Origin of the sequence: Leptotrichia wadei, from assembly GCF_007990445.1 — a bacterium.
Lineage (GTDB): Bacteria > Fusobacteriota > Fusobacteriia > Fusobacteriales > Leptotrichiaceae > Leptotrichia > Leptotrichia wadei_A.
This window is the reverse complement of the sequence record NZ_AP019841.1, coordinates 896,210-914,214: the sequence shown is the minus strand read 5'-3', so window position 1 is coordinate 914,214 and position 18,005 is coordinate 896,210. Positions and strand designations below refer to the sequence as shown.

At 29.5% G+C, this 18,005-nt stretch carries 19 protein-coding genes; 3 read left to right on the top strand and 16 right to left on the bottom strand.

The genetic code is table 11. From position 1 onward, the window contains the following. Window positions 1-445: 445 nt before the first annotated feature. From FVE74_RS04440 to FVE74_RS04370, 15 genes are all read right to left on the bottom strand, one after another. The gene (locus tag FVE74_RS04440) at window positions 446-1,027 is read right to left on the bottom strand and encodes a GNAT family N-acetyltransferase (protein WP_147003406.1); all 582 of its coding nucleotides are present in this window, start codon (window positions 1,025-1,027) and stop codon (window positions 446-448) included. Next, the gene (locus tag FVE74_RS11490) at window positions 1,028-1,204 is read right to left on the bottom strand and encodes a hypothetical protein (protein ID WP_172617435.1); all 177 of its coding nucleotides are present in this window, start codon (window positions 1,202-1,204) and stop codon (window positions 1,028-1,030) included. It abuts the gene before it with no gap. 269 nt (window positions 1,205-1,473) lie between these two features. Continuing rightward, window positions 1,474-2,112, bottom strand: a complete 639-nt coding sequence (locus tag FVE74_RS04435) for a DUF421 domain-containing protein (protein ID WP_232054071.1) — start codon at window positions 2,110-2,112, stop codon at window positions 1,474-1,476. 36 nt (window positions 2,113-2,148) lie between these two features. Next, window positions 2,149-2,592, bottom strand: coding sequence for a DUF3290 family protein (locus FVE74_RS04430; protein WP_147003405.1), 444 nt, complete (start codon window positions 2,590-2,592; stop codon window positions 2,149-2,151). 227 nt (window positions 2,593-2,819) lie between these two features. Then, the gene (gene trpA / locus FVE74_RS04425; protein WP_147003404.1) at window positions 2,820-3,578 is read right to left on the bottom strand and encodes a tryptophan synthase subunit alpha; all 759 of its coding nucleotides are present in this window, start codon (window positions 3,576-3,578) and stop codon (window positions 2,820-2,822) included. After that, window positions 3,571-4,818 carry a tryptophan synthase subunit beta gene (trpB, locus tag FVE74_RS04420; RefSeq protein ID WP_147003403.1) on the bottom strand — a complete coding sequence of 416 codons (1,248 nt, stop codon included), beginning with the start codon at window positions 4,816-4,818 and terminating at the stop codon, window positions 3,571-3,573. The genes trpA and trpB overlap by 8 nt, the downstream gene beginning before the upstream one ends. A gap of 34 nt (window positions 4,819-4,852) precedes the next feature. Next, window positions 4,853-5,566 carry a phosphoribosylanthranilate isomerase gene (locus FVE74_RS04415; RefSeq protein WP_232054070.1) on the bottom strand — a complete coding sequence of 238 codons (714 nt, stop codon included), beginning with the start codon at window positions 5,564-5,566 and terminating at the stop codon, window positions 4,853-4,855. A 275-nt stretch (window positions 5,567-5,841) separates the two neighbouring features. Next, window positions 5,842-6,567 (bottom strand): indole-3-glycerol phosphate synthase TrpC, encoded by a 726-nt coding sequence (locus FVE74_RS04410; RefSeq protein ID WP_147003401.1) that lies wholly within the window; start codon window positions 6,565-6,567, stop codon window positions 5,842-5,844. 396 nt (window positions 6,568-6,963) lie between these two features. Further along, window positions 6,964-7,167, bottom strand: a complete 204-nt coding sequence (locus FVE74_RS04400; RefSeq protein ID WP_015769083.1) for a DUF3791 domain-containing protein — start codon at window positions 7,165-7,167, stop codon at window positions 6,964-6,966. Next, entirely contained in the window at window positions 7,160-7,420 is a 261-nt protein-coding gene (locus FVE74_RS04395; RefSeq protein WP_015769084.1) for a hypothetical protein, read from the bottom strand. Before FVE74_RS04395 ends, FVE74_RS04400 begins: the two co-directional genes overlap by 8 nt. Beyond that, window positions 7,417-7,896, bottom strand: a complete 480-nt coding sequence (locus FVE74_RS04390) for a DUF3990 domain-containing protein (protein ID WP_094080638.1) — start codon at window positions 7,894-7,896, stop codon at window positions 7,417-7,419. The genes FVE74_RS04395 and FVE74_RS04390 overlap by 4 nt, the downstream gene beginning before the upstream one ends. Window positions 7,897-8,029: 133 nt before the next feature. Beyond that, window positions 8,030-8,428, bottom strand: a complete 399-nt coding sequence (locus FVE74_RS04385) for a DUF5301 domain-containing protein (RefSeq protein ID WP_147003400.1) — start codon at window positions 8,426-8,428, stop codon at window positions 8,030-8,032. Next, entirely contained in the window at window positions 8,400-10,037 is a 1,638-nt protein-coding gene (gene trpD / locus FVE74_RS04380) for an anthranilate phosphoribosyltransferase (protein ID WP_147003399.1), read from the bottom strand. Before trpD ends, FVE74_RS04385 begins: the two co-directional genes overlap by 29 nt. Continuing rightward, on the bottom strand, window positions 10,038-11,390 hold the full coding sequence (locus FVE74_RS04375) for an anthranilate synthase component I family protein (RefSeq protein ID WP_147003398.1): 1,353 nt from the start codon (window positions 11,388-11,390) through the stop codon (window positions 10,038-10,040). A 448-nt stretch (window positions 11,391-11,838) separates the two neighbouring features. Continuing rightward, complete coding sequence (locus tag FVE74_RS04370; RefSeq protein ID WP_147004560.1) at window positions 11,839-12,141, bottom strand: PTS sugar transporter subunit IIB; 303 nt, start codon at window positions 12,139-12,141, stop codon at window positions 11,839-11,841. A gap of 292 nt (window positions 12,142-12,433) precedes the next feature. Between FVE74_RS04370 and FVE74_RS04365 the strand changes: the two genes are divergently transcribed. The 3 genes from FVE74_RS04365 to FVE74_RS04355 all read left to right on the top strand — a co-directional run bounded on the left by FVE74_RS04365 (window position 12,434) and on the right by FVE74_RS04355 (window position 15,758). Beyond that, window positions 12,434-12,772, top strand: coding sequence for a PTS lactose/cellobiose transporter subunit IIA (locus tag FVE74_RS04365; RefSeq protein WP_147003397.1), 339 nt, complete (start codon window positions 12,434-12,436; stop codon window positions 12,770-12,772). 151 nt (window positions 12,773-12,923) lie between these two features. Beyond that, entirely contained in the window at window positions 12,924-14,276 is a 1,353-nt protein-coding gene (locus FVE74_RS04360; protein WP_147003396.1) for a hemolysin family protein, read from the top strand. A 99-nt stretch (window positions 14,277-14,375) separates the two neighbouring features. After that, complete coding sequence (locus FVE74_RS04355; RefSeq protein WP_147003395.1) at window positions 14,376-15,758, top strand: NCS2 family permease; 1,383 nt, start codon at window positions 14,376-14,378, stop codon at window positions 15,756-15,758. A 108-nt stretch (window positions 15,759-15,866) separates the two neighbouring features. Here FVE74_RS04355 and FVE74_RS04350 read toward each other — a convergent pair whose 3' ends face one another. Then, entirely contained in the window at window positions 15,867-17,912 is a 2,046-nt protein-coding gene (locus tag FVE74_RS04350) for a transglycosylase domain-containing protein (RefSeq protein ID WP_147003394.1), read from the bottom strand. Window positions 17,913-18,005 lie beyond the last annotated feature (93 nt).

The window sequence follows — 18,005 nt, the reverse complement described above, 5'->3', positions numbered from 1 at the left end:
CGATTACTAATGCCTTTTTTCCCATTAATTTTCCTCCTCAAATTTACTTTATTTTTTATTTTAAGTATCACCTTTAGTTCTCTTCTTGCTAATATACTCAAACTCATTCAAAATTAAACTGTTAAAAACTATACAAACTTAAAGTTTAAGTAAAATAGTCATAGCTTTTGTATTCGATTTTAAATCAGTTTTACTATGTTTATTAGATATGTTCGATAACCTAAGTTTTTTTATCTATACAAGGGGTCAAGACCCCTTGCTTCAAGATGTTTATTTTATTAAATTCTAAGTTTGTATAGTTATCGAACAGGTCTATTATAGTCTGAACCTCCCACGCCTAAAGTCGCAGGGCTCTAAAATCTTTAAAAATATTTAAAAATTTTCCAAAACCTATAATATTTATTCTGTAAATTATTTTTTTCAATTTTTTTATTTTATTTAAAATTTATTTCAATTCCATTATCATAACTTTTAATCCTTCTTCAGAAGTCATACTTTCCAACATCTTAAATCCAAAATTCTGATAAAATGAAATAATTTTCACTTCATTTTGACATTCAAGCCATATATATTTTACATTTATAAGTTCTTTTATTTTTAAAAAAAGATTATATGCAAACGTAAGAAGTTCTCTACCTGATATCAAGTTTTTTACACCATCTGAATAATTTTTACCCAATTGACCTAATAGAAAACTGCTTGTCATCAGGTCACCATTTCTCAATATTGCAGCACTATTTCCTAATTTTTTCTGCTGAGTTTTAGATAAAACCTCAAAATTTTCTTTTGGAATAACCAAACTTCTATTTGCTATTGTAAAATATCCTAAAATTTCATTATTTTTAGAAAATACAATATATGTTGAAGAAATAGAAGATTTTTCAAATTTTATTGCTTTTTCTTGTAAAAAAACTTCTATATCATTTTTTATACCAGAAGTTCTTATACTCTTAAAATTTTTAAGCATTTCAATTATATCAATTTCTTCATACTCATCTAGTAATTTACGTAAATTCTTACTCTCCAATTATTTTTTCTCCCTTTTTCTAAGTTTAAATTTTTTCCCTATTTCTTCAATATTTGCTTCTTTATATTCCAAATCAGGTACTTTATTTACAGTAAAACCTTCTTCTGTCATCTTTATCAATTCTTCAGCCGCTTCCTTGCTTAATTCTAAATTTTTGAAAAAACTTGAAGTTGCCATTTTTATCACCTCAATTTAATTTTTATTGTATACATTTATATTATATCACATCTGATAATTTTTTCAATCTGAATTTTTTAAAATTAGATTAATATTTATATATACCTAGAATTTTAAGATAATCAAATAAAAAAGTTACTATATCTAAAATTATTATATAAATAAAAAAAGAAGAGATAGAATGTTATAAAATTAATAACAATTAATAAAAAATACTCATCTAGCAAATTCACTCGCCATTTGAGTATTTTTCTTTTTCAAAATTTTTTCTATTTTTTCACAATAAAAAGTTTTCCATCACTGCTATATTCAACAAGAAAAATTTCGCTAAGATCAGTAACATTATATTTTTCCAATTCCTTTATTAGCCAATTGTTATCTTTTCCAATATGCTCTAAATTATCTTCCTGTATATTTCCTTCTGAAACCAATAAATTTGAATAACCATCTTCACCTTTTTGTATGACTATCAATTGTCCATTTGATTCCATGAAAGCATCTTTTATATCTGATATTTGTGAAATTCCCTTTGTTCTCAACTTAGTATAAAAATCAGGAATAGAAAGCGTTGCCTGTGCAAAATTTTCAGTTAACATTTTTCCATCTTTTATTAAATACACAACTTGTCCATCTATAAATTTTTTTACATTTTTATTTGAATTTTTTAGAAAATCTATTGCCGTCATTAAAAGAACCCATATTAAAAGAACTATTAAAAACTGAACTATTGTTATGCTTGGATTATAAATTACTCCACCTATAATTCCTCCAAGAACATAGTTACCTATCTGGTCTTCTGTAGAAGTTGGAGCCAGCTGGCTTCGCCCATTCAAGTTCATAAATACGACCAATGCAATAAATCCAATTGTAAGTTTTATTGCTACAAGAATTATTGAATCCAAAATCACATCATCTCACTTTCCTTAATATTTTCAAAAACCTCTCTATTTTTTAATCAGTTTAATTTCATCCACGTAAGGCACTGTTATCTGTTCAACCAAAATATTATTATCCACCCAATGAATCTGATAAAACTTGTCTTTTATTTTATAAACAGTATGCTCTGTTATTTCTGGAGTATTTATAAATATTTCATTTTCTCTTACTTTAAATTTTTCAGATAATTTTTTAATAACGCTTGCTGAATTTCTATAAACTTTTTCCTGATCATTTTTAGTTCTATAATTTTCATAGTGATACAGCCCAAACAAAAATATAAACATCAGTCCAAGCATACTAAGCTGCTTATCTCTCAAAGAAATACTTCCTTTAAACCATTTCCAAAATGCAAATACCATAAATGCAATTACAAAAATAATTAAAACAAGCAAAAATTTATCAGTTATAAGTTTTTTATTTTCTAAGTAAATAAAATTATAAAATTCCATAATTTAAATGTATTCTCCTTTCTTATAAGTTATCTTTTATTTTTTTGAATTATTTACAAATTTTGATTTATTATATCATCAAACAAAATATATTTCAATTTTTTTACAAAAAAAGCAATTCATCTCCCACTTATATAAAGCTACGACTTATTGCTATCTTTTTGTTAAAATTCTTTCATTTATTTGACTAGTAAAATGAATAATTTTAATTTAATATGATAATCTTATTATTTAAACAATTCATTAATTTTCTGAATCGTATAATTTACATCATTTTTAAAAGTAAAATCAACAATACTTGTCCCTACAATTACTCCATCCGCATATTTTCTCATTGTATTGACATTGTCGTTATTTTTTATTCCAAATCCCAAAGAAACTGGTAAATCTGAAACTTTTCTTATTTCCTTGATAAATGATTCCAAACGTGGTAAATCAACCTGTTTTGAACCTGTTACTCCTAACGAACCGATTGCATAAATGAAGCCATCTCCTTGGGAAACGATTTTTTTTATTCTATTTCCAGAAGTAACGCTTACAAGCGGAATAAGAGCAATTTCATTTTCCCGTAATTTTTCTGACATTTCAAAGGCTTCCTCATAAGGCAGATCTGGGATGATTAACCCTTTAATATTGGCTTTTTTACACTTTTTAATAAATTCATCAATTCCATAGGCAAATATTAGATTGTAATAAATCAGAAAGATCAAAGGTTTTGAAATATCGTCTTTTATTTCAGTTAGCAAATCAAATACGGTATCAGTAGTAACTCCAGCTTCTGAAGCTAGAAATGATGCATGCGAAATTAATTTTCCATCAGCTAACGGATCTGAATATGGAATACCAACTTCTAGCATATCAAGGGCCGTGTTATCTAAATTTTGTAAAAATTGCTTTGTAAAATCAACACTTGGAAAACCTGCAACAATATAGCCAATATTTACTTTTTCTTTTTCCTTAAAAACATCAATAATTTTTTTACTCATTTTCAAAACCTCCATTTAACTCATAAATTCCATTTTCTCCGCCACTTTCCTTATCTTTTAATACAGAAAAAACAGTATGCATATCCTTATCTCCACGTCCAGACACGTTTACAACGATAGTTTCCCTCTTGTCTTTAGAAAGTGCAGGACATAATTTTTCAAGATATGCTAAAGCATGTGAACTTTCAATCGCTGGAATAATTCCTTCTTTTCTTGTAACGAGCATTAGTGCCTTCATCGCCTCATCATCGGTAACTGGTGCATAAGTTACCCTTTTCGTGTCAAACAGATGCGAATGTTCAGGACCTACTCCTGGATAGTCAAGTCCAGCGGAAATTGAATGAACTGGACTTATTTGCCCATATTTATTTTGCAGCACATAAGTTTTCATTCCGTGAATAATTCCAGGTTTTCCAAGCGTCAATGTGGCAGCATGCATATCTGTGTCAATTCCATAACCTCCAGCTTCCACTCCATAAAGTTTAGTTGAATTGTCATTTATAAATGCACTAAAAATCCCAATTGCATTACTTCCGCCACCAACACAGGCAATCACATGATCAGCATGTTTTCCAAGCTCATCAAGTTGTGCTTTTGTTTCATATCCGATAATTGACTGAAAATCACGTACAATTGTTGGATATGGATGAGGCCCTACAACTGAACCGATTACATAAAATACAGTTTCTATTTCAGCAACCCAAGACTGAATAGCCGCTGTTGTCGCTTCTTTTAATGTTTTCAGCCCATCTTCAATTGAAATAACTCTTGCACCTAAAAGTTCCATTCTGAACACATTCAGTTTTTGCCGTTCAATATCAACAGCTCCCATATAAACATCACATTCCAAACCTAATAGAGCGGCAGCAGTAGCAGTCGCAACTCCATGTTGTCCAGCCCCAGTTTCAGCAATCACTTTTTTCTTCCCCATTTTCTTAGCAAGCAAAACCTGCCCAAGCGCATTATTAATTTTATGAGCACCTGTATGATTCAAATCCTCTCTTTTCAAGTAAATATCGTGATTATAATATTCGCTTAAATTTTTTGCATAATAAAGCGGAGTTTCACGCCCAACATAATTTTTTAACAAATCATCAAATTCCTCAAAAAATTTCTTATCATTCTTCAATTTTTCATACTCTGCTTCCAGTTCCGCCAAAGCAAACATAGCAGTTTCTGGCACAAATTGCCCACCAAATTGCCCAAAATATGCCTTTTCATTAAAATGTTTATTTCCCATATTTCTTTCCTTTCACATTTATTTTTTTAAATTATTATTTTCCCTTTTTTACTAAATTTACAACTTCCTCAACTAATTTTTTATTTTTTTTATTATTAACCTCAACTTTACTGTTTACATCCAAAATCGCAGGCTTACATTCAAGCGCCTCACAAATATTTTCAGCCGAAAGCCCTCCAGCCAGCACAAATGAATATTCCTCCAAATCTTTCAAAATATCCCAGTCAAAAACAATCCCATTTCCCCCACGATTTTCTCCCTTCGCATCAAACAACGGATATTCAATATACTGCTTATAATCTGCAATATCTGGAAGTTCATCAGTTACTCCAAAAACCTTCCAAAGTTTAGTTTTAGGCGGAAAATTTTTACGCTTTCTAAAGCAGCTTTTCTCATAAAGTTTTTCCAATTTTTTCGTAAGCTCCACACAGTATTCCACCGATTCATCCCCATGCAGCTGCACAACATCAATTCCAGTTTCCTCCACAATTTTCACAACATTCTCAATCATCGCATTCACAAATACTCCAACAGTTTTCTTCCCGTGCCTATGCGCAATCCTAGCAATCTTAGCCGCAAGCTCCGTATCTACCTGCCTTGCACTCTTCGCAAAAATACATCCAAAATAATCAATATCCAAAGTTTTTAATTCATTAATTTCAGTAATGCTCCTAATCCCGCAAACCTTCAATTTAGTAGCATTTTCTGTAAAATCATCAGTTGCCACATTATTTTCTTTTTTCTCCAATTTTTTTCCTTCCATAAATCTATTTTTATAACTATTTTACTAATACTATTCCATTTAATACTAAACTCCATTTGAAGAAAAGAAATAATCTCCTATTTACTTTCTGACAAGGGGTCTTGACCCCTTGCTAAATGGAATTATAAAAACTCCATTGCTTTAGTGGGGAATAGTATAAGTATCAAACATTTAATAAATTTTGATTAATTTAAATTAGTTCTATTTTCAAGAAAATTAAATTCCAAAATCATAATTATTTATTTAAATTTTTGAGTTTATTAAATAAGCCCCTTCATAAGTGCCTCTCCAATCAGCAGCCCATCCACATTCAATTTTTCTGCATATTCCACATCCTCTTTTGACAAAAATCCACTTTCACTTACAATAGTCAAATTTTTCAAAACATCGCTTGGAATTTCATTTATCAGTTTTTCCGTAGTTCTAATATCAACTTCAAAAGTATTCAAATTTCGGTTATTTATCCCCAAAATTTCCAAATTTGGAATCTTTAAAGCCCTTTTTATTTCCTCTTCATCATGAGTTTCTACCAAAACATCCATTTCCAAATCCTGTGCCAGCTTATGAAGTTCCAAAAGCATCTTATCATCCAGCATTCTCACAATCAGCAAAATTGCCGAAGCCCCCAAAAACTTAGCATGAGCCACCTGAAACGGAGTATAAATAAAATCCTTCCTCAAAATCGGCATTTCTGGAAATTTTTCCCTTACAATTTTTATAAAATCATTCTCCCCTTTAAAATATTCCTTTTCTGTCAATATCGAAAAAGCTGAAACTCCTTTATCCACATAACTTTGTGCCTGTTTTAACAAATCAAAATCATCTTTTGCAATTTTTCCCTTCGATGGAGAAGCTCTCTTAATTTCCCCAATAATCTGAATTCCTTTTTGATTAAGTGCCTTTTTTAAAGATGGTTGCTTAAAAGACTTTAATTCTTCTTCAAGCTGTATATCTCTTTTAATTTTTATTTTTTCTAAAATATCCATATTTCTCCTTTCGTAGTTTAAAAACTTAATATTGTATTAACAATTTGATTTATTAAATTAGTAGAGAGTATTGTGAAAATAACGAAAATTACTATATTTACTAAAAAAATTATTATTTTTAACCTAATTTTGTATTTTTTCTTTTTTTCTTCATCTTCAATTTTATTTATTTTTTTAAACTTTATAGAGCAAAAATACATAGTTGTTATTTTAAATAATAACCAAATTAATGGAATATTGAAAAAAATATTATCAAATATACTCTCAATAACATAAAGAGGTAGTATTATATATACTAGTATTGAAAATTTGAAGAAAAATATAAATAATAGTATTATTTCTGGGATTATAAAATACCTCAAACATTTTTCTTTATATAAAGTTTTTATCATATTTTCAATTTCTTTTACTTTCTAAAATTTTATCAATATCTTCAAATGCGTTTTCTAAAGTTTCCGTATGATATTTTTCATACATATCGTATATTAATTGCGTTATATTAAGTTTATCCCATTCTTTTAAAATATCACTCGCATTTTTATTTTTTTTATCTGCATACTTTTCCAATAAATATATAAAAAAATTCATTTCTTTAGACATAGTAATCATCTCTCATATATAGTGAATTTCTAGGATTTCCAGTTACCTGCTCATTTTCCCACATATCAAAAATTACAAGAGGGCTAAAATCCCACATTTCTAATTCAAAATTTGAAAGCATTTTATATGTTTCTGAATAAAAAAACTTTCTTAACGCTTCCATTTCATTAAAACCGTATTTTTCAACAATTAATCTTATGATTTGAGTATCATATTTTTCCAATATATCTGAAAAAATTGTTTTCATATTCATAATTCCACCTCCAAAAATTTTAAATATTTAAGAGCCTTTTCTGTTTTAAAAGTATACTGGTCTTTAAGATTTTGAGGTAAAAGTCTTTTTAAAGCCTCGTTTTCATCGTAGATTCCATTTAAATAGAGATTGATAACAGGCATTGTATTATCGTTTGCAACAGGTCCTATTATAATATCCCAATTTTCATTATTTATTATATTATTGCTTCTATTTTGAGTAACAAATTTAAGCCATTCTCTATTGGCTGATTCAAAATATAAAACTTTCAAATTCTTTAATTGCTCCTTGCTTATTTCATACACGGAAACGGTTGCAATTCCTTGTTGTCTCCGTTTTTGAGTCAGCTTTGCCCATTTTTTAGCCTGTTTAAAATCCGAAGTTAGATAAAAACCATATCCAAAATCTAAGAGCCTAGTATTTGTGATAATTCTAGGATTTTTTACTTTGACATTACTTCCATGATACAATTTCATTTAATCACCCTTTTTTCTTATTTTTTATAATTTTAGGAAAACTAAATAATTTTTATTAGAAAAATTTTAAATTTAAATCCTTTTTATAACATAAATTTCAAAATTATATTTTTTTCAGTTATATTTTACAATATTATTTCACTATTTCCAACAATTTATTATATTGACTTTTGTTTATTAGATAAATAGCATTATACGGAACTTCTACATAATATTTTTTATCATTCTCATAAATATAAACCTTTAGTTCTTCTATTTTTAACCAATAATATTTTTCTAGATTTGGAAAATCATTTACAGATTCTGTTCTACTTCTCAATTGTTGCAATATTTTTACAATGTCATCTATTTTATTAGGAGAATTTATATCTTTAATTTTTCTCTCTTTGCTAAAAACTTCTATTCTAGCAATTTTTTCGGGATTAAAATTGATTTTTCTTGTACTGGTATTATAAAGAAAAAATCCTAAAATAGCCAATATTAAAGTTATTAAAATCAAAAACTTACTTTGTATAATTTTTATAAAACTCATAAACCTTCCCACTTTCAATTGCTTCTAAAACCATATCCTTTGCTTTTGCAGGGTGATCTACCACATCCGCAGTATAAAGTCCAAACATCGCATTTAACACAACTATATCAAATTTTGCAGATTTTTCTTCACCTTTTAATATTCTCTTTAAAATTTCAGCATTTTCTTCTGCTGTTCCACCTTCGATTTCAGAATGAAAAGCTCTTTTAAATCCGAAACTTTCAGGAGAAATTGTATATTCAAGAATTTGATCTCCTTTTACTTCGATAATTTTTGTATCATCGCAAATCGTAATTTCATCAAGTCCATCATTTCCACGAACAACCAACGCATGTTCTCTTCCTAATAATTGTAATGTTTCAGCATATAATCTGTGAACAGGTTCATGGTAAAGTCCGACTAACTGATATTTCAACTTTGTATTTGGATGAAGAAGCGGTCCTAAAATGTTAAAGACAGTTCTTATTCCAAGACGGCTTCTAACTTCTCGTACTTCTCCAACTAATTTATGAAAAAATGGAGCATGGAAAAAGGCAAGATTTTTTTTGTGCAGCTTTTCAATTTGGGTTGCCAGTGATTTTTCAAGTGGTACTCCTAATTTATCAAGTACATCGCTACTTCCACTTTTGCTGGAAATTGCACGGTTTCCATGTTTTGCGACAGTTACTCCCATTGCTCCCAGAATAAATGCGACAGCTGTTGAAATATTTATTGTTTTGAATCCATCGCCACCAGTTCCGCAGACATCAATCATTGGAGTTTTATCTTCAAAAGTTGTGCTGTATTCTAAAATATTATTTACAAAAGCAGTTAATGATTCTGGATAAAGGCTTTTTTCTGAAATTAGCACAAGCAATGCTCCAAGCTGTACAATATCATAACTTTTATCATCAATAATTTTACAGATTTCTCTAAAATCAGTATCTGTCAATGCAATATTTTCCTGTAATTTTTTCAAATATTTATCCATGTTTTCAAAGTTTCCTTTCTTTTTACTATTTTCAAAATTTTTATTGTTTTGCAAATTTTCTGAAACTTCAATATTTAAAAAGTTTCGTATCATATTTTTTCCATATTCTGTAAAAAATGATTCTGGATGAAACTGTATTCCAAAAATATTTTTACTTTTGTGTTCCACAGCCATCGCAATCCCATCTTCAGACCTTGCCGTAACTTCAAGCTCTTCTGGAATATTGTCAACATAAAGCGAATGATACCTCATGACTTTAAATTTTTTTGGCAAGTTTTTAAATAACACAGAATTTTCCGATAAAACTGTAATTTTTGAAGTCTTACCATGCAACGGATTTTCAAGCCTTCTTATTTCTCCACCAAAATTCATCCCAATTGCCTGATGCCCAAGGCAAATCCCCAAAATTGGAATATTCCCCAGTTCATCAATATTATTTAAAATTTCAAGGCAAATTCTGCTATCTTTCGGATGTTTTGGACCTGGAGAAAAGATTATTTTATCAGGATTCATTTTTTTTATATCATCAATTGTAATTGCATCATTTCTCACAGTAATTACTTCATCGTCAGTCATTTCCTTCAAATATTGCTCAACATTAAAAACAAACGAGTCGTAATTGTCAATCATTAAAATCATTTATTTCACATCCTTCCCTTTTTCATTTTTCTTTTCCTTATTTTTAACCTTTTCAATTTCTTTTTCTTCTTTACAAAATTTCTTAAAAATATTCAGTACAGATGCTCTTTTATGGCAAATTTCATCATATTCCTTTTCCTTTACCGAATCAAACACAATTCCAGCCCCAGCCTGAATAAATACATTCCTAACCTTGTCAACCTCATTCAAGTCATAATTCTTATTTTCAAAAAATGCAGTTCTAATAATAATCGCAAGCTGAACATCCCCATTAAATCTCAAAAATCCGATTCCTCCCGCATAAACATTTCTCTTAAATACTTCTAATTCTGAAATAATCTGCATAGCACGAATCTTGGGCGATCCAGAAAGTGTTCCCGCTGGAAGAGCTTGAGCAATAACTTCAAATATCGACACATCTTTTCGCTTTTTCCCATAAACATCAGTCACAATGTGCATTACATGCTCATAATTCTTAATATGCATAAGATTTTTCACAACAACTGAGCCACTTTCAGCAAATTTTCCAATATCATTTCGAGCCAAATCAACAAGCATCCTATGTTCAGCACATTCCTTTTCATCATTTAACAAATCATTTGCTAAAAATACATCTTCATTGGCATCTTTCCCCCTTGGGCGAGTTCCAGCAATAGGAGCAATATAAATATTATCTGATGAAATATCAACTAATATTTCGGGGCTTGAACCAACAATATCTCCATATTTTGTAGGAAAATGATACATATACGGACTAGGATTAGCCTTTGACAATTTTTCATAAAAATCAAGAGAATCCATATTTGTCGCAAGTTTCAACTGTTCACTTAGCACAACCTGAAAAATATCCCCAGCCTTGATATATTCCTTCGCTTTTTCAAGAATGCCGTAAAAATGTGATCTTTCCTCATCAAAATCTGTTTTTATATCATAAAGCAATTCACTATTTTCAGCTCTTTTCTCAATTTCATCATTCAAAAAATCAAAATATGTTTTTTCATCCCCATAAAATGAATATTCCTTGCTTGTCTTTGAATAATGCAAATAAGCCTTCGCATTGGCAAAAATAAACTGCGGAAACTTAAACTGCTCCTTTTCTATCTTCTCAATATTCTCAAAAAAATGTATCGACTCATAGGCAAATGTCCCAAATAGCCCTGCAAACGGAGCAACCTTTTTTTGCTTCACAAAAGAATTATAAATTTTCTTCAAGGAATTATAGCTATATTCATTAGAATCAAAATATTCACAGTCAATCCCAATAATAACTTGCCGTTCATCTTCAGCAAAGTAAGAATTATTAAACTTTTGTCTGATAATTGAATAATAATAAGTAGGTTTGTTTATCAACATAAAATATCTCACTTTCTTTATTTTTTCTTTTTTTCGCTTTTCCCAAAATTTGTTGAAATTTATAAAAAAATTCTCTCAAATCGTTTTACCGACTAAGAGAACTGAATAAAATAAAAGCATTGATCTATACTTCACCAATGCTTTTCTCATAATATTTATAATCGTAATTACAATAAATCTCAACACAGCTGGCAAAAAAATATTAAATTGTATTTAATCTTTTCCACCATATCCAACTTTGTCTAATCATTGTAATCACTCCTTAAAATTTGTTTAGTATCTTAATTTATAGTTATTATACTATAAAAAATTTATTTTGTAAAATATATTTTATTAATTTAATCATAAATTTGATTAATCATTAATCAGTATTTATTAAATCAATAAAAACATAAATATGACATGATTTGTTGCAAACTTTAAATTAATCTAAAAGAAAAAAATTATACTAAAGTAATTTTAATGCTTGATCTAATACTTTTGCCCCATTCATCATTCCATAGTCAACCATATTAATTACATCAATATTAATATTATTTTCTTCAGCAATTTTTTTAGCTTCTGTCAAAGCATATTTAACTTGTGGCCCTAATAAGACTACATCAGCTTTTGCAAATTCTTCTTTTGCTCTATCAAGCGGCTCTGCCCAAATTTTAACTTCAATTCCTCTTTTTTCAGCTTCCGACTTCATTTTGTTTATTAATAGACTCGTAGACATCCCTGCTGCACAACATAATAAGATTTTTTTCATTTTAATCATCCCTTCTTCTCTCCCAAATTTTTTATTATTTATAATTTATTACCTTGCTAATCAGTAAACTTAACTTTTACATTTATAGTATACCATTAAAACTTAAGAAGTCAACTTTTATCAAGAAAATTATTACTATTATTTTTATTTTTTTTGCAAAGATAATATCTTTGATAATTTTTTCATTATTAAAAATTGACATAGTGAAAAACGTGTGTTATAACAATATTAAAAGAGATTTCTAATATAGAATTTTGATAAATACAAAAAATAAAAAATGGGAGGAATTACTATGGCTGAAGAAGTTTTGGATACTGAGATGATTGCTATGACACTGATTGGACATGCTGGGGAAACTAAAAGTCTAGCTTATCATGCTATGAATGCCGCAAAAGAAGGAAAATTTGATGAAGCACAGGAACTTATGAGACAGTCAACTGAGGAAATGCTAAAGGCTCATGAATTGCAGACAGATCTTATTGTTAGGGAAGCCGGGGGAGAAAAACTTAATGTTGGCTTAATTATGGTTCATTCTCAAGATCATTTGATGACAGCGATTTTATTTAAGGAATTGGCAAAGGAATTTATTGAGGTTTATAAAAGACTGGAACAAAAGGCAGACAAAAAATAATTTATAGAAATTAATAAATTGATCGACCTATTTTGAGTTTTTTAAATTTAAAATAGGTTTTTTATTTATTTTAATTCTAAAATCAATTTTTAAATTTTTTAAAAATATGTTATAATATTCATAAGTTTAAAAAAATTAGGAGGAAAAATAAATGTCTGAGGGCAGTTTATTATTACAAATTGTAATAATAATAATTTTAACGGGAATTAACGCTTTCTTTTCCAGTGCGGAAATGGCGATTGTTTCGTTAAATAAAAATAAATTAAAAATATTAATTGAAGATGGAAATAAAAAGGCAATTTTGCTTGATAATCTACTAAAAGAGCCAAGTAAATTTTTATCTACTATTCAAGTTGGAATTACTCTGGCTAGTTTCTTTGCATCAGCATCAGCGGCAACTGGACTTTCACAATTTCTTTCAGAGGCTCTAAAACCTTTGAAAATTCCATATAGCAGCCAGATTTCAATGATTTTGATAACTTTTATATTATCTTATGTTACACTTGTCTTTGGAGAATTGATTCCAAAAAGAATTGCACTTAGAAATTCAGAAAATATAGCTTTATCATCAGTTGGAGTTATTGTCTTTATTTCAACAATATTCTCTCCTTTTGTAAAATTTTTAACATTTTCTACAAATTTGGTACTTACAATTTTGAGAATGAGAGAAGATAATATTGAAGAGAAAGTTTCAAAGGAGGAACTGCGTTCACTTGTGGAAGTTGGGAAGGAACATGGAGTTATTAATGAAACTGAACAGGAAATGATTGAAAATATCATTGAATTTGATGAAAAGATTGCACGGGAAATAATGATTCCAAGAACAAAAGTATTTTTAATTGACAAAAATATTTCAATTCATGAACTTTTTGAAAATAAGGAAATTGAAAAATATTCACGTATTCCAGTTTATGAAAATGAAGCAGATAATATTATTGGAATTCTGATGGCTAAAGATTTGATGATAGAAGCCTATAAAAAAGGATTCGACAATATAAAAATATCTGACTTGGTTCAAGAGGCATACTTTGTTCCTGAAACAAAAAATGTAAATGAACTTTTTAATGAAATGCAGCTTGAAAAAAAACATATTACAATATTAATTGATGAATATGGCGGATTCTCAGGAATTGTAACACTTGAAGACTTAATTGAGGAAGTTATGGGAAATATTGATGATGAATTTGATGACGAAGACTTGTCAATTCATCAAATTTCAAAAAATAAATATCTAGTCAATGGTGATGTTTCATTATATAACTTAAATGACAACTTTCACTTTGAACTTGAATCTAAATATTATGATACCTTAAGCGGTATTTTGATTGAAAATCTGGGATATATTCCAGAAGATAATGAAAATATCGAACCAATTACAATTAATGGCGTTATATTCAAGCCTCAAAGAGTAAGAAATAAAAAAATCGAGAAAGTTGTTATGACATTTGACAAGGAAAAATTGGAAGAAGAAAAAATGAAAAACAAAGAAAACGAAGAAGATTAAACGATTAAACTAAAACAAAATAAACATTGTAAAAAGGGGGCAAAACCCCTTATTAAAATAAAAAATAAATAAAAATAGAAATGGAGTTGATTAATCAAGATGAGTACATCTAATATTCATGAAACAAGCGGACTTAAACGACTTTTCCCGCTTTTAACAAATGAAAATGTCAATATGAAAAAGGAAATTATGGCAGGAATTACAACATTTCTTACAATGGCATACATAATCGCCGTAAATCCAAATATTTTATCAAAAACTGGAATGAATGCAGGTGCATTAGTTACAGCAACTTGCTTTTCAGCCGCACTAGGATGTTTTCTTATGGGACTTATTGCAAACTTGCCTTTTGCTCTTGCTTCTGGTATGGGATTAAATGCATTCTTTGCATTTACAGTTGTATTAAAGGGCGGAATTAGCTGGCAAACTGCCTTAACTGCCGTATTTTGTGAAGGTATTATATTTATTGTTTTGACACTTTTTAAAATACGTGAAGCTGTGGTAAATTCTATTCCAGAAAATATGAAGCATGCTGTTACTGGTGGAATTGGAGTATTTATCGCATTTGTAGGATTTTCAGGAAGCGGACTTGTTGTTTTGAATGAATCTACAAAAGTAAGCATGGGACATTTTTCTCCAGCCGTTATAATTTCATTCATCGGACTAATTTTAATATCTATTTTAGATAAAAAAAATGTACGTGGTTCAATTCTTTATGGAATTGTTTTAAGTTCTTTGCTAGCTTGGGGATATGCTCTTTTAAATCCTGCACATGCAAAGGAATTGGGCATTTATTTACCATCCGGTATTTTTAAATATGAGTCAATGATGCCTGTTATGGGAAAATTGGACTTTTCATTATTTACAGATTTTAAAATGTTTGGAAATTTATTTGTCATAATTTGTACATTCCTATTTGTAGACTTTTTTGATACTGTTGGAACATTAGTAGGAGTATGCTCAAAAGCAGATATGCTAGATGAAAACGGAAATGTACCAAATGTAGGACGTGCCCTAATGGCAGATGCAATAGCAACTACAGCTGGCGCAGCACTTGGAGTTTCAACAGTTACAACTTATGTGGAAAGTTCAACAGGAGTTATCGCAGGCGGAAGAACTGGATGGACAGCCATCACAACAGGAGTTTTATTCCTAATATCAATGTTTTTCTCACCAATATTTATTTCAATACCAGGATGTGCCACAGCTCCAGCCTTAATTTACGTTGGTTATTTAATGCTAAGTTCAGTTAAAAACATAGATTTGCATGATGTCTTGGAAGGTGTTCCATCATTTATCACAATCACTACAATGGCTTTAACTTATAGCATCGGAGACGGATTAACATTAGGAATTTTATCCTACGTATTAATAAATTTATTTTACAATTTATTTTCAAAAAAAGAAGACAGAAGACCTGTTTCTTGGGTAATGATCATTTTAGGAGCACTATTTATAGTTAAATTACTATTTATGTCGTAAGCTAAATTTATTTAAAAAAATATGATTTCTCGTACATTAATTTGTATTTGAAATCATATTTTTTATTATATTTAAATTCCTTAATAACTTTAAAGAAAATTTATTTTTTTAAAAAGTAACTCCTCTTCTAAATTTTCCTTCATATTCAATTGGCTCTGTTCCCGCCTTAAACAATGCTGTTCGTTTATTTACACCATCTCTGTCAAGAAGTCCAATTTGTAAGTCAATATCTCTTGTTGTCAAATCTTTTCTCATAATATAATCATCTATAAACTCAAAAACTCCAACATTGTAATTTGGTAAATCAACTACCGCCTGCATATAATTCTTCCAGATTGGCGCAGCTGCAGCTCCTCCTGTCATTCCAGGCCCCATTGACTTATTGTCATCATTTCCAACATAAACTACTGTCGCAAGAGTTGGCGTATATCCTGTAAACCAAGCTGAAACATAATCTGAAGTTGTTCCTGTTTTTCCAGCCATTGGAATCAATTTACCATCTTTAAATACTTTAGCTGGCTGACCAGTTCCATAATTTACGGCATTTTCAAGCATATAAGTTAATATTGCCACATCTTTTGAATCATATACTTTCTTCATTTTAGGTTTAGCTTCATAAATAACTTCACCATATTTATTTTCAATTTTATAAATATATTGAGGCTGTACCTGATATCCTCCATTTGCAAGCGCCGCATAAAACATTGCCATATCCACTGGTCTTGTGGAAATCGAACCAAGTGCCAATGTGTAGTTTTTAGGAAAATCTCCACCGACAATTCCAGCATTGCGCCAAACCTTTTCAGCAGCATCAATTCCCACATATTGCAATAATTTTACTGGTATTACATTATTTGAAATTTCCAGAGCTTTAGCAAGTGTCATGCTGTCCCTGTAGACTCCATCATAGTTTTTCGGGCTCCAGTTTCCAATTTTTACTGGAGAATCTTCCATAACACTATTCATCGCCATTTTCTTTTGCAATGCAGCAAGATAAACTACTGGCTTAAATGACGATCCAGGCTGTCTTAACGAACTCATTGCACGGTTAAAGTTCCCTTTTTTATAATTTTTCCCCCCAACCATCGCTTTTACAAATCCATTGCTTGGATCAATTGAAAATAAAGCGCCATTTAAATCTGCACGGCTTTTTAAGTTATAGTTATTATTAAATGCCGTATAAGCTGCTCTTTGTAAATCCAAATCAACTGTTGCATAAATTTTGTAACCATCAAATAAGAATTTTTGATCTTCTTCAGGTATTTTCAATATTTTTCTTACTTCACTTAAAACAACTGTCGTAAATTCAGGCGCAACATTTGAAGTTGAAATTTGTTCTTCTTCATTACGGCTTTTTATATTTCCGTTTACAAATTTAATTTTTTCATTAATCGCTTCATTATACTCTTCATCTGTTATAAATCCATAATTTTTCATTTGACTAAGAACAAGTCTTTCTCTTCCCAACGCATTTTCTATCTTTGAATATTTTGTCGGCGACTTTGGAAGACTGGCTAAAATAGCCGCTTGTGCAATAGTCAACTGTTTTGGCTGCTTATTAAAATATTTTATTGCAGCATTTTTTATCCCATAAGCTCCCTGCCCAAAATAAATCGTATTCAAATAATTTTCCAGAATTTCATCTTTCGTATATTTTCTTTCAATTTCCACCGCCAAAATTGCTTCCTTAATTTTTCTTGTTATCGTTTGTTCAGGCGATAAAAAGGCATTTTTCGCAAGCTGCTGCGTAATTGTACTTCCACCTTCAATCCGTCTTCCTGTAAGTGTTAAAAAAGCCGCTTTTGCTGTTCTGATAAAATCAAATCCATGATGTGTTCTAAACTTTCTATCTTCTATCGCCAAAAATGCATTTTGAACATGGGGAGGAATCTCTCCTATCCCTATCGGCGCACGATTTTGAACCATTATTGTATCAATTTGATTTCCATTTATATCATAAATTACCGAAGGCGACACAGGAGCATAACCATCTATCAAATCAACAGGCGTTTCCTTGCTCACTGTATACACCAAATATGCTCCAGCTCCAATTCCAATCACAAACAGAAATAAAAAAACTTTGAAAAAAAACGAGAGTAAACTGAATTTTTTCCTAGGTTTTTCCACTTTTACTTTTTTATTATTCTTTTTCATTACTACCTCTTTTCGTAACTGCTACAATATTTATTTAAATTTTTTTATTTTTTCAAAAATCTTCAACTAAATTGCTCTAACATCCTTTTCTCA

What these genes read in the sequence shown, in the direction of transcription:
- FVE74_RS11490 (WP_172617435.1), bottom strand. Translation starts at nt 1,204, where the DNA reads ATGGCAACTTCAAGTTTTTTCAAAAATTTAGAATTAAGCAAGGAAGCG.
- FVE74_RS04430 (WP_147003405.1), bottom strand. Translation starts at nt 2,592, where the DNA reads ATGGAATTTTATAATTTTATTTACTTAGAAAATAAAAAACTTATAACT.
- trpA (WP_147003404.1), bottom strand. Translation starts at nt 3,578, where the DNA reads ATGAGTAAAAAAATTATTGATGTTTTTAAGGAAAAAGAAAAAGTAAAT.
- trpB (WP_147003403.1), bottom strand. Translation starts at nt 4,818, where the DNA reads ATGGGAAATAAACATTTTAATGAAAAGGCATATTTTGGGCAATTTGGT.
- FVE74_RS04410 (WP_147003401.1), bottom strand. Translation starts at nt 6,567, where the DNA reads ATGGATATTTTAGAAAAAATAAAAATTAAAAGAGATATACAGCTTGAA.
- FVE74_RS04400 (WP_015769083.1), bottom strand. Translation starts at nt 7,167, where the DNA reads ATGTCTAAAGAAATGAATTTTTTTATATATTTATTGGAAAAGTATGCA.
- FVE74_RS04395 (WP_015769084.1), bottom strand. Translation starts at nt 7,420, where the DNA reads ATGAATATGAAAACAATTTTTTCAGATATATTGGAAAAATATGATACT.
- FVE74_RS04390 (WP_094080638.1), bottom strand. Translation starts at nt 7,896, where the DNA reads ATGAAATTGTATCATGGAAGTAATGTCAAAGTAAAAAATCCTAGAATT.
- FVE74_RS04385 (WP_147003400.1), bottom strand. Translation starts at nt 8,428, where the DNA reads ATGAGTTTTATAAAAATTATACAAAGTAAGTTTTTGATTTTAATAACT.
- trpD (WP_147003399.1), bottom strand. Translation starts at nt 10,037, where the DNA reads ATGATTTTAATGATTGACAATTACGACTCGTTTGTTTTTAATGTTGAG.
- FVE74_RS04375 (WP_147003398.1), bottom strand. Translation starts at nt 11,390, where the DNA reads ATGTTGATAAACAAACCTACTTATTATTATTCAATTATCAGACAAAAG.
- FVE74_RS04370 (WP_147004560.1), bottom strand. Translation starts at nt 12,141, where the DNA reads ATGAAAAAAATCTTATTATGTTGTGCAGCAGGGATGTCTACGAGTCTA.
- FVE74_RS04365 (WP_147003397.1), top strand. Translation starts at nt 12,434, where the DNA reads ATGGCTGAAGAAGTTTTGGATACTGAGATGATTGCTATGACACTGATT.
- FVE74_RS04360 (WP_147003396.1), top strand. Translation starts at nt 12,924, where the DNA reads ATGTCTGAGGGCAGTTTATTATTACAAATTGTAATAATAATAATTTTA.
- FVE74_RS04355 (WP_147003395.1), top strand. Translation starts at nt 14,376, where the DNA reads ATGAGTACATCTAATATTCATGAAACAAGCGGACTTAAACGACTTTTC.
- FVE74_RS04350 (WP_147003394.1), bottom strand. Translation starts at nt 17,912, where the DNA reads ATGAAAAAGAATAATAAAAAAGTAAAAGTGGAAAAACCTAGGAAAAAA.